The sequence below is a fragment of the Cellulosimicrobium cellulans genome (assembly GCF_006539945.1).
In the GTDB taxonomy this organism is placed as follows: Bacteria; Actinomycetota; Actinomycetes; order Actinomycetales; family Cellulomonadaceae; genus Cellulosimicrobium; species Cellulosimicrobium cellulans.
The window spans coordinates 108,198-119,499 of the sequence record NZ_BJNZ01000012.1 but is presented as its reverse complement, the minus strand read 5'-3'; the positions used below and the strand labels follow the sequence as shown (position 1 = coordinate 119,499).

The window sequence follows — 11,302 nt, the reverse complement described above, 5'->3', positions numbered from 1 at the left end:
GGGGGCCGCGCCGGAGGCGGACGAGCCCGCGGTCGCCGCGCCGTCCGCGGGAGCCCCGGTCGGCGCAGGCGCTCCCGCCACGGCGCCCGACGGCGGGGAGGCCGCCAGGCGGGCCAAGCTCGCGATGCTGCGCGGCCTGCTCGACGGGCAGTCCTTGCGCGAGGACGCCGAGACCGCGCTGCGCGCGCTCGTCGGACGCGACGACGCGGCGCTGCGCGAGGACCAGTGGCGCGCGATCGAGGCCCTCGTGGCGTTCCGGCGGCGTGCGCTCGTCGTGCAGCGCACCGGCTGGGGCAAGTCCGCGGTGTACTTCGTGGCCACGCGCCTGCTGCGCGACCGCGGCGCCGGGCCGACCGTCATCGTCTCCCCGCTCCTCGCGCTCATGCGCGACCAGATCTCGGCCGCGGCCCGGGCGGGCATCAAGGCCGTGACCATCAACTCGGCCAACGTCACGGAGTGGGACGACGTCCACCGGGCGATCGCGGCCGGCGAGGTCGACGTGCTGCTCTGCTCGCCCGAACGCCTCAACAACCCCGGCTTCCGCGACGAGGTGCTCCCCCGGCTCGCGGCGGACGCCGGACTCGTCGTCATCGACGAGGCGCACTGCATCTCCGACTGGGGCCACGACTTCCGCCCCGACTACCGGCGCATCCGCACGCTCCTCGCCGACCTGCCGCCCGGCATCCCCGTGCTCGCGACGACCGCGACGGCGAACGCGCGCGTGACCGCGGACGTCGCGGAGCAGCTCGGCGTGACCGCGGCGCACTCCGCCGGGGGCGCGGCGGCCGAGGCCGGCCACGAGGACGTGCTCGTGCTGCGCGGCGGGCTCGACCGCGAGTCGCTCCACCTCGCCGTCCTGCGCCTGCCGGACCAGCCGACGCGCGTCGCGTGGCTCGTCGAGGCGCTCCAGGACGTCGACGGCTCGGGCATCGTCTACTGCCTGACCGTCTCCGCGGCCGAGCAGGTCGCGAGCCAGCTCCGCGCCGCGGGTCTCGCCGTCGCCTCGTACACGGGTCAGACCGACCCGGCCGAGCGCGAGCGCCTGGAGGAGGACCTCAAGGAGAACCGGGTCAAGGCGCTGGTGGCGACCTCGGCGCTCGGGATGGGCTTCGACAAGCCCGACCTCGCGTTCGTCGTGCACCTCGGCGCCCCGAGCTCGCCCATCGCCTACTACCAGCAGGTCGGGCGCGCGGGCCGCGGCGTGGACTCCGCCGTCGTCGTGCTGCTGCCCGGCGAGGAGGACCGGCGCATCTGGGAATGGTTCGCCTCGACCGCGTTCCCACCGCAGGCCCAGGTCCGCACGACGCTCGACGCGCTGGGCGCGGGCGGCACGCAGTCCGTCGCGCAGCTCGAGACGCAGGTCGACCTCAAGCGCTCGCGTCTCGAGGGCATGCTCAAGGTGCTCGACGTCGACGGCGCCGTCCGGCGCGTCAAGGGCGGCTGGGAGGCCACGGGCGAGCCGTGGACGTACGACGCGGAGCGCTACGAGCGCGTCGACGCGACCCGCACGGCCGAGCAGCAGGCGATGCTCGACTACGAGGCGACGGACGGGTGCCGCATGGCCTTCCTGCGTGCCGCGCTCGACGACCCGGAGCTCGAGGACGGGTGGCGGTGCGGGCGCTGCGACACGTGCGGCGGCGTGACGCTGCCCGCGCTGCCCGACGCCGAGGCCGTCGCCGCCGCGCGTGCCGACATGGACCGCCCCGGGGTCGAGGTCGTGGCGCGCCGCCAGTGGCCGAGCGGCATGGACCGCCTGGGGCTCGACCTGCGTGGGCGCCTCGGCGCCGACGAGCTCGCGGAGACGGGGCGCGCCGTCGCCCGGCTCGACGGGCTCGGCTGGTCCGCCCCGCTGCGCGAGCTCTTCGGCCCCGCGACGCCCGACGGCGACACGCCCGTCGCGCTGCGGCGCGCGGCAGCGCGGGTGCTCGACGAGTGGCCGGAGCTGTACGCGGCCGCCGCGCAGGCCGAGCCCGGGGCGGGCACCGGCGAGGACGGCGCGGCGAGCGCGCCGGAGCGTCGACTCCTCGTCGACGGCGTCGTCGCGGTGCGTTCCGCGACCCGCCCGCGGCTCACCTTCCACCTCGCGAACGGGCTCGCGAGCTACCTCGGCAAGCCGCTCATCGGCGCCGTCGGTCCCGTCCCCGGGCGCGAGGAGCCGGGGCGGCACGACGTGAACTCCGCGACGCGCCTCGCGGGCGTCGCCGGCCGCCTGCAGCTCGAGCTGTCGGACGCCGCCCGGGCCGGTCTGGCCGGGCGGCGCGTGCTCCTCGTCGACGACTACACCGAGTCGGGCTGGACGCTCACGGTCGCGGCGCGCCTGCTGCGGCAGGCTGGCGCGGCGGCGGTGCACCCGTTCGTCCTCGGCGTGCGATGAGACGGCGGGAGCCGAGTCACCACCGCAGGCGCAGCTCCGTGTAGGTCGTGTCGACGAAGCCCAGCGCGCGGTACAGCGACTCGCCGTCCGCCGTGGCGTGCAGGGAGACCGAGTCCGCCCCGCTCTCCCGCGCCCAGTCGAGCGCCGCGACGACGCACGCGCGCGCGTAGCCCTGCCCTCGCGCTCCGGGGATCGTGCAGACGTTCGACAGGTGCGCCGTCGTGCCGTGCGGGTTCCGCGCGGACGGCACCGACCGGTGCAGCTCGACGAGCGCGCACGCCGCGACCTGGCTCGGCCCGTCGACGACGAAGGCCACGACGTCGTCCGAGCCGAGCATCCGGGCGAACCACGCCGTGGCACGGCGCTGCCAGGATCCGTCCTCGGCGTCCGCCTCGCCCATCGCGCGCATGAGGTGGACGCGCAGGGCGACGAGGTCGTCGGCGTCGCGTGGGACCGCGCGCCGCACCGGCGCACGGACTTCACGCTCGACCGTCACAGGAACCGCGCCCGCACCGCCTCGCCGTGCGCGGGGAGGTCCTCGTCGTTCGCGACGGCGACGATCCGGTCCGCGAGCTCCCCCAGGGCTTCGCGGTCGTACTCGATCACCTGGACGGCCTTGACGTAGCTGTGCACCCCGAGGCCGCTCGAGAAGTGCGCGCAGCCGCCGGTCGGGAGCACGTGGTTGGACCCGGCCATGTAGTCGCCGAGCGAGACGGGCGACCAGGGGCCGACGAAGATCGCGCCCGCGCTCGTGACCCGCTCGGCCAGCGCCGCCGCGCCGTCGGCCTGGATCTCGAGGTGCTCCGCGCCGTAGGCGTCGACCACCTGGAGACCGCGCTCGAGGTCGTCGACGAGCACGATCGCGGACTGCGGACCGGCGAGGGACTGCGCGACGCGCGCGGCGTGCTTCGTGGCCGTCACGAGGTCCGCGAGGCGGGCCTCGACCGCGGCGGCGAGCTCGACGGACGGCGTGACGAGGACGGCCGCCGCGAGCGGGTCGTGCTCTGCCTGGCTGATGAGGTCGGCCGCCACGTGGCCCGGGTCGGCGCTGCCGTCCGCGAGGATCGCGATCTCCGTGGGACCGGCCTCGGCGTCGATCCCGACGACGCCGCGGACGAGCCGCTTCGCCGCGGCCACGTAGACGTTCCCCGGTCCGGTCACGACGTCGACCGGCTCGCACAGCACGTCCCCGTCCTGCGGCTCGCTGCCTGCCGCGCCGTACGCGAACATCGCCACGGCCTGAGCGCCGCCCACCGCGTAGACCTCGTCGACCCCGAGCAGCGCGCACGCCGCGAGGATCGTCGGGTGCGGCAGGCCGCCGTTCTCCTTCTGGGGCGGCGACGCGACCGCGAGGCTGCGGACGCCGGCCTCCTGGGCCGCGACGACGTTCATCACCACCGACGACGGGTAGACCGCGAGCCCGCCGGGCGCGTAGAGCCCCACTCGACGCACCGGCACCCAGCGCTGGCGGACCTGCGCACCGGGCCCGATCTCGACCGTGAAGTCCTGCGGGCGCTGCGCGGCGTGCACGAGCCGCACGCGACGGATCGCCTCCTCCAGTCCCGCCCGGACGTCCGGGTCGAGGCGCGCGAGGGCGCCGACGAGCGCGTCGCCGGGGACGCGCAGGTGCTCGGGCCGCACGCCGTCGAACCGCTCGGCGTACTCGCGCAGCGCGTCCGCGCCGCGCTCGCGAACCGCCTCGACGATCGGGGCGACCCGATGCGCCGCGTCCTCGACGCCGAGCTCTGCACGCGGCAGGGTCTCGACGAGCTCGCGGGCGGACAGGGAGCGTCCTCGAAGATCGATGCGGGTGATCATGGGTCGAGTCTAGGAGCCCGCGCCACCCCGCGACGAGGCGTTTCGCCCACCGGTCGCACCGCGCGGGCCGCGGGACGCCGCGTCGCGCCCACCCCGCGCGGACGGGGAGAATGGGTGGCATGAACGCCCCCCACGACGCCCGCCCGGTCGAGATCTCCGACGACGTCATCCGCCTCGGGCAGTTCCTCAAGCTCGCCGGCCTCGCCGAGTCGGGCGCCGAGGCCCGCGAGCTCGTCACGGAGGGCGAGGTCCGCGTCAACGGCGAGGTCGACACACGCCGCGGCCGCCAGCTGCACCGCGGCGACGTGGTCTCGGTCGACCACCCTCAGGGGACCGAGAGCGCCACGGTCTCCTGAGCGGACCGTCAGGCCATGTAGGTCGAGGCCATGACCTTGTCGGGCGTGAGCCGGAGCACGACGCGCTCGGGGTTCGGCGAGAGCGCCCGGTAGCGACGGCCGTACCGCACGACGGCGTCCGCGACCTCGTCCGCGTCCTCGACGACCTCGATCGTGCCCTCGAGAGTGATCCACCGACCGCCCTCGACCTGGCACACCGCGGCTCTCGGTGGGCCGCCGTCCGCTCCCGGGAGGCGCGCGTTGCGGGCCTTGACCGAGGCACGGTTGGTCGTGATGCGCAGCACGCCCGCGTCGGCGTCCCACGTGAAGGCGACGGGGACGACGTGCGGCGTACCGTCGGCGCGCAGCGTGGTGAGCGTCGCCAGGTGGCGCTCGGTGACGAAGACGAGCTGTTCGGGGTTGAGGCGGATCACGGCGTCGAGCCTACGGGTTCCGTCACCGGGCGCGGCGGGCGCCCGGAGTCAGGCATCGAACCCGAAGGTCATGATCGGCGGCACCACGCCCGCACTCAGCGCCCGTAGCACGTGGAGCTCGTGCGGGACGACAGGGTCCGCAAGCGCGTCGAGCGTGAACCACCGCAGGTCGGCCGCCTTGTCCCGCTCCTGGAGCATCGCGTCGCCGTCCCAGGTCTCGGCCGTGAAGAAGAAGTCGGCGCGCTGCTCGAGCGCCGGCCCTCCGGGCACACCGCGGTGCAGCACGGTGAGGGGCCGCAGGTCCGCGGGCGCGATCTCGACGCCGATCTCCTCGCGCGCCTCGCGCGCCGCGGCCGCCACGACCGACTCTCCCGGCTCGACGTGCCCGGCCGCCGCGGCGGCCCAGTACCCGTCCCGGTAGCCGGTGCCCTGCCGGAGCTGGAGCAGCACCTCGTCGCCCCGGCGCAGCAGGACGTACGCCGCGGGGACGACCCGGAACCGGTGCGACGCCGAGCCGTCGTCCCACAACGTCCGGGCGGCGCCGCCGACGGCATGCTCCGTCATCCGGGTCAGCCGACCAGGCACGACGGCCCGAGCAGGGCCTTGAGGTCGCCGAACAGTGCCGGAGACTTCTCGACGCGCAGCCGGTCGCCCGCGCGGACCACCGTCGTCTTGCCGGGCTCGAGCACCTGGACGTGGACCTCCGCCGACCCGGGGTGCGTCGCGAGCACCTCCCGGAGGCGGAGGATGATCGGCTCCACGCACCGCGTGTGCGACACCTTCACTGCGAGCGGCGACTCCGCGCCCACGGTGATGTCGGGCAGCGACACCTCCATGGCCTGGAGCTGCATCGTGTCGTCGCGACGGCGCACGCGCCCGCGCAGCACGACCACCTGGTCCTCCGCGAGGATCGTGGAGTAGGCGAGGTACGTCTCGCCGAAGAACATGACCTCCACGGCGCCCTCGAGGTCCTCGATGGTCACCGCCGCCCACGGGTTGCCGTTCTTGCTCATCTTGCGCTGGAGCGACGTCACCAGACCCGCGATCACGACCGTCGACCCGTCCGGGCGGCCCTCGTCGGCGAGCAGGTTCGCGATGCCCGTGTCGGCCGCCCGCGTGAGCACGTGCTCGAGCCCCGAGAGCGGGTGGTCCGAGACGTAGAGGCCGAGCATCTCGCGCTCGAACGCGAGCCGCTGCTTCTTGTCCCAGTCCGGGAGGTCCGGTACGTCCACGCTGAAGGACATCGCGGGGTCGTCGCCGCCCAGGTCCGCGAAGAGGTCGAACTGGCCCTTGGCCTCCTCTCGCTTGACGCTGATGACCGAGTCGACCGCCTGCTCGTGCACGACGAGGAGCGCGCGCCGGGGGTGCCCGAGCGAGTCGAACGCGCCCGCCTTGATGAGCGACTCGATGGTGCGCTTGTTGCAGACGACCGCCGGGACCTTGTCGAGGAAGTCAGTGAACGACGTGAACCCGCCCTTCTCCTCGCGGGTGCGGATGATCGCGTCGACCACGTTCGCGCCGACGTTCCGCACGCCCGTGAGGCCGAAGCGGATGTCGTTCCCGACGGCCGTGAACTTCGCCGCCGAGTCGTTCACGTCGGGCGGAAGGACCGTGATGTGCATGCGCCGGCACTCGTTGAGGTACAGGGCGAGCTTGTCCTTGTCGTCCCGCACGCTCTGGAGGAGCGCCGCCATGTACTCGGTCGGGTAGTTCGCCTTGAGGAACGCCGTCCAGTACGCGACGAGGCCGTACCCCGCCGAGTGCGCCTTGTTGAACGCGTAGCCCGCGAACGGGACCAGCGTGTCCCACACCGCCTGGATCGCCCCGTCGGAGTACCCGCGCTCGCGGCAGCCCTCCTGGAACGGGATGAACTCCTTGTCGAGGATCTCCTTCTTCTTCTTGCCCATCGCACGCCGCAGCAGGTCGGCCTGCCCGAGCGAGTACCCGGCGAGGATCTGCGCGGCGCGCTGCACCTGCTCCTGGTAGACGATGAGCCCGTAGGTCTCGTCCAGGATCTCCGCGAGCGGCTGCTCGAGCTCGGGGTGGATCGGCTCGATCTTCTGGAGGCCGTTCTTGCGCAGCGCGTAGTTCGTGTGCGAGTTCATGCCCATGGGGCCCGGGCGGTACAGCGCGATGACCGCCGAGAGGTCGTCGAACTTGTCCGGCTTCATCTGACGCAGCAGCGCGCGCATCGGCCCGCCGTCGAGCTGGAACACACCCAGCGTGTCGCCGCGTGCCAGGAGGTCGTAGGACGCCTTGTCGTCGAGCGTCAACGACTCGATCTCGATCGGGTCCTTGCCGTTCATCTCGATGTTCTCGAGCGCGTCGTCGAGGATCGTCAGGTTGCGCAGCCCGAGGAAGTCCATCTTGATGAGCCCGAGGCCCTCGGACGTCGGGTAGTCGAACTGCGTGATGACCGCGCCGTCCTGCGGGCGGCGCATGATCGGGATAATGTCGATGAGCGGGTCGCTCGACATGATGACGCCGGCGGCGTGCACGCCCCACTGCCGCTTCAGGCCCTCGATGCCGCGTGCGAGCTCGACGACGCGCTGCGCCTCGGGGTCGGTGTCGTGGAGCTGGCGGAACTCCGCGGCCTCGGGGTAGCGCTCGTGCTTCGGGTCGAAGATCCCCGACAGCGGGATGTCCTTGCCCATGACGGCAGGCGGCATCGCCTTGGTGAGCTTCTCCCCCATGGCGAAGGGGAAGCCCAGCAGTCGCGCCGAGTCCTTGAGTGCCTGCTTGGCCTTGATCGTGCCGTAGGTGACGATCTGGGCGACGCGGTCGTCCCCGTACTTCTCCGTGACGTACCGGATGACCTCCCCGCGCCGACGCTCGTCGAAGTCGACGTCGACGTCGGGCATCGACACGCGCTCGGGGTTGAGGAACCGCTCGAAGATCAGGCCGTGCTCGAGAGGGTCGAGCTCGGTGATCCCCATGAGGTAGGACGCCATCGACCCGGCGGCCGAACCACGGCCCGGCCCGACGCGGATGCCCTGCTCCTTGGCCCAGTTGATGAAGTCGGCGACCACGAGGAAGTACCCCGGGAAGCCCATCTGGATGATGACCTCGGTCTCGTACTGCGCCTGCTTGCGCGACGCGTCCGGGATCCCGTTCGGGTACCTGCGGTGCAGCCCCCGCTCGATCTCCTTGACGAACCAGCTCGTCTCGTCCTCGCCGTCGGGGACGGGGAACCGCGGCATGTAGTTCGCCTTCGTGTCGAACGACACCTCGCACTGCTCGGCGATGAGCAGCGTGTTGTCGCACGCCTCGGGCAGCTCCGCGAACACGCGACGCATCTCCGCCGCCGACTTCACGTAGTAGCCGGTCCCGTCGAACTTGAACCGGTCCGGGTCGTCGAGCGTCGAGCCCGAGTTGATGGCGAGCAGCGCCTCCTGGCTCGACGCGTCGTCCTCGCGCACGTAGTGCAGGTCGTTCGTCGCGACGAGCCGCGCGCCGATCGTCTCCGCGAGCCGCAGCAGGTCCTGCGTGACCCGGGTCTCGATGTCGAGACCGTGGTCCATGAGCTCGACGTAGAAGTTCTCGCGCCCGAAGACGTCCTGGAGCTCGCCCGCCGTCCGGACGGCCTCGTCCCACTGACCGAGCCGCAGGCGCGTCTGGATCTCCCCCGACGGACAGCCGCTCGTCGCGATCAGCCCCTTGCCGTAGGTCTGGAGCAGGTCGCGGTCCATGCGGGGCCACTTGCCCATCTGCCCGTCCAGCGACGCGAGCGACGACGCCCGGAACAGGTTGTGCAGCCCTTCGTTGTCCTTGGCGAGGAGCGTCATGTGCGTGTACGCGCCGCGCGCCGAGACGTCGTCGGACTCCTGCCCCTGCTGCCCGAACCGCACGCGCGTCTGGTCGAACCGGCTCGTCCCGGGCGTGATGTACGCCTCGACGCCGATGATCGGCTTGATGCCCTTCGCCTGCGCCCGCGACCAGAACTCGAACGCCCCGAACACGTACCCGTGGTCCGTCGTCGCGATCGCCTTCTGGCCGAGGCGCTCGACCTCGTCGAACAGGTCCCCGATCCGCGCCGCGCCGTCCAACATCGAGTACTCGGTGTGGACGTGGAGGTGGACGAAGTCCTCAGTCGCGGTGGGCATGCACCGATCTTAGGCGTGCCCCACCGACACTCCGGCGAGGTCGCGGCGGGTCGTGCGGCACGTCACGCGGACGGCCCGCGGTGCCCCGCCGCGAACGGTCAGACGTCGGTCGTGAGGGTCTTCGCGGCGTCGCGGTGGTCGATCCCCGCGTCGAGGTAGACGGGGCCGGAGACGACGTAGCCGAGGCGCTCGTAGAACCCGATCGCCTGGACCTGGGCGGACAGCAGGACGCGCACGGCGCGGCGTCCGTCCGTGCCCGACGCCGCGTGCTCGGCGAGCGCGACCTCCTCCAGGGCGCGCATCACCGCGGCACCCGCGCCCGTGCCGCGCGCGGACGCGGACACCGCGACCCGTCCGACGTGGACCTCGCCCGGGTGCGCCGGGTCGGTGAGCAGGCGGCCCGTGCCGACGACCGCACCGTCTCGCTCGCGGTCGCGCACGAGGACGTGCGTCGTCGTCGCCGCGGTGTCGAGGTCGTCGATCTCCTCCTCGACCGGGACGCCCTGCTCGTCGACGAACACGGCGAGCCGCAGCGCGTGCGCGGCGGCCAGCCCGGCGTCGTCGACCACGCGCTCGACGACGAGCCGGCCCGTGCCCGCACCGGGGACGCCGTCGCTCACGCGTACGCCCCGCGCAGGACCTCGAGCGCGTGCGCGAGATCCTCCGGGTACTCGCTCGTGACCTCGAGCCACTGCCCGGTCGACGGGTGCTCGAACCCGAGGCGCACGGCGTGGAGCCACTGCCGCGTCAGGGCCACGCGCGAGGCGAGCACCGGGTCGGCGCCGTAGGTGAGGTCGCCCACGCACGGATGGCGCAGCGCGGAGAAGTGGACGCGGATCTGGTGCGTGCGCCCCGTCTCGAGGTGCACCTCGACGAGCGAGGCCGCGGGCAGCATCTCGAGGACCTCGTAGTGCGTGACCGAGGGCTTGCCCTCCGCGGTGACCGCGAACTTCCAGTCGGCGCTGGGGTGGCGTCCGATGGGCGCGTCGATCGTCCCGGTCGTCGGCTCGGGGTGTCCCTGCACGAGCGCGTGGTAGACCTTCTCGACCGTGCGCTCCTTGAAGGCACGCTTGAGCGCCGTGTACGCGACCTCGCTCTTCGCGACGACCATGAGGCCCGACGTGCCGACGTCGAGGCGGTGCACGATGCCCTGGCGCTCGGCGGCGCCGGACGTGGAGATCCGGTAGCCCGCCGCGGCGAGCGCTCCGACGACGGTCGGGCCGGTCCACCCCGGCGAGGGGTGCGCCGCGACCCCGACGGGCTTGTCGACGACCACGACGTCGTCGTCGTCGTAGACGATGCCCATGCCCGGCACGGGCTCGGCGACGACCTCGACCCCTGCCGGGGCGGCGTCGGGCACGTCGACCTCGAGCCACGCCCCCGGGACGAGCCGGTCGGACTTGCCGACCTCCCGGCCGTCGAGCCGGACGGCGCCGTCCGCCGCGAGCTCCGCCGCGCGCGTCCGGGAGAGGCCGAGGAGGCGTGACAGTCCGGCGTCGACGCGCTCGCCCGCGAGGCCGTCCGGGACCGGGAGGGAGCGCAGGCTCACCGCTCCTCCTCGCCGTCGGCGCGCACCGTCGTCGGGCCGGGCTCGGTCGCCGACCGGGTGGCCGTGTCCGCCTCGGGCGTCTCGTCGCCCCCGTGGCGCGTCCCGTCGATCCCGATGCCGAGGATCGAGAGCACGGCGATCATCACCGCGGCGGCGACGATCGCGATGTCCGCGACGTTGCCGACGAACCAGTTCGCGTAGGCGATGAAGTCGACCACGTGGCCGCGCGCGAAGCCGGGCTCGCGGAAGAACCGGTCCACGAGGTTCCCCAGCGCCCCGCCGAGCAGCAGCCCGAGCGCGACAGCCCAGGCGCGCGAGCCGATCCGGCTGACCATGCGCACGATGACCACGACCACGGCGACGACGACGATCGTCAGGACCCAGGTCATCCCCGTCGCGATGGAGAGCGCCGCACCGGGGTTGTAGATCAGCCGGAGCCCCAGGAGGGAGCCCAGGATCGGGATCGTGTCGCCGCCGAGCGTCAGGCTGGACTCGGCCCACCACTTGGTGAGCTGGTCGAGCACCAGGACGAGGGCGGCGAGGACGACGGTCCAGACCACCAGCACGCGCCGCGGACCGGGGCGCGCTGTGCTGGTGTCGGTGCCGGACGCGGCGCCGGGATCGGTGCCGGCGACGGCGTCAGCGGGTTCGGTGGGCTCGGGGCGCGCGGAGGTGGACATCGGCGGCAA

General features: G+C 73.3%; 10 protein-coding genes. 2 read left to right on the top strand and 8 right to left on the bottom strand.

Features of this window, described 5'->3' with window-relative positions:
- The first annotated feature begins 124 nt into the window (after nucleotides 1–124).
- Nucleotides 125–2,374 carry a RecQ family ATP-dependent DNA helicase gene (locus CCE02nite_RS11145; RefSeq protein WP_141389719.1) on the top strand — a complete coding sequence of 750 codons (2,250 nt, stop codon included), beginning with the start codon at nucleotides 125–127 and terminating at the stop codon, nucleotides 2,372–2,374.
- Between the two features lie 16 nt (nucleotides 2,375–2,390).
- Here CCE02nite_RS11145 and CCE02nite_RS11140 read toward each other — a convergent pair whose 3' ends face one another.
- Complete coding sequence (locus tag CCE02nite_RS11140; RefSeq protein ID WP_218027092.1) at nucleotides 2,391–2,840, bottom strand: GNAT family N-acetyltransferase; 450 nt, start codon at nucleotides 2,838–2,840, stop codon at nucleotides 2,391–2,393.
- Between the two features lie 26 nt (nucleotides 2,841–2,866).
- On the bottom strand, nucleotides 2,867–4,192 hold the full coding sequence (gene hisD, locus CCE02nite_RS11135) for a histidinol dehydrogenase (RefSeq protein WP_141389703.1): 1,326 nt from the start codon (nucleotides 4,190–4,192) through the stop codon (nucleotides 2,867–2,869).
- Nucleotides 4,193–4,311: 119 nt separating this feature from the next.
- Between hisD and CCE02nite_RS11130 the strand changes: the two genes are divergently transcribed.
- On the top strand, nucleotides 4,312–4,548 hold the full coding sequence (locus tag CCE02nite_RS11130) for an RNA-binding S4 domain-containing protein (protein WP_141389702.1): 237 nt from the start codon (nucleotides 4,312–4,314) through the stop codon (nucleotides 4,546–4,548).
- 8 nt (nucleotides 4,549–4,556) lie between these two features.
- Here CCE02nite_RS11130 and CCE02nite_RS11125 read toward each other — a convergent pair whose 3' ends face one another.
- The 6 genes from CCE02nite_RS11125 to CCE02nite_RS11100 all read right to left on the bottom strand — a co-directional run bounded on the left by CCE02nite_RS11125 (nucleotide 4,557) and on the right by CCE02nite_RS11100 (nucleotide 11,293).
- Nucleotides 4,557–4,961: a pyridoxamine 5'-phosphate oxidase family protein gene (locus CCE02nite_RS11125; protein ID WP_141389701.1), complete on the bottom strand. Its 405-nt coding sequence runs from the start codon at nucleotides 4,959–4,961 to the stop codon at nucleotides 4,557–4,559.
- A 48-nt stretch (nucleotides 4,962–5,009) separates the two neighbouring features.
- Nucleotides 5,010–5,525, bottom strand: a complete 516-nt coding sequence (locus CCE02nite_RS11120; RefSeq protein ID WP_141389700.1) for an NUDIX domain-containing protein — start codon at nucleotides 5,523–5,525, stop codon at nucleotides 5,010–5,012.
- 5 nt (nucleotides 5,526–5,530) lie between these two features.
- Complete coding sequence (gene dnaE / locus CCE02nite_RS11115; RefSeq protein ID WP_141389699.1) at nucleotides 5,531–9,064, bottom strand: DNA polymerase III subunit alpha; 3,534 nt, start codon at nucleotides 9,062–9,064, stop codon at nucleotides 5,531–5,533.
- Between the two features lie 98 nt (nucleotides 9,065–9,162).
- A complete protein-coding gene (locus tag CCE02nite_RS11110; protein ID WP_218027090.1) occupies nucleotides 9,163–9,684 on the bottom strand; it encodes a GNAT family N-acetyltransferase in 522 nt (173 codons plus the stop codon).
- A complete protein-coding gene (locus CCE02nite_RS11105) occupies nucleotides 9,681–10,613 on the bottom strand; it encodes an RluA family pseudouridine synthase (RefSeq protein WP_141389698.1) in 933 nt (310 codons plus the stop codon). Before CCE02nite_RS11105 ends, CCE02nite_RS11110 begins: the two co-directional genes overlap by 4 nt.
- Complete coding sequence (locus CCE02nite_RS11100) at nucleotides 10,610–11,293, bottom strand: signal peptidase II (protein WP_141389697.1); 684 nt, start codon at nucleotides 11,291–11,293, stop codon at nucleotides 10,610–10,612. The genes CCE02nite_RS11105 and CCE02nite_RS11100 overlap by 4 nt, the downstream gene beginning before the upstream one ends.
- Nucleotides 11,294–11,302 lie beyond the last annotated feature (9 nt).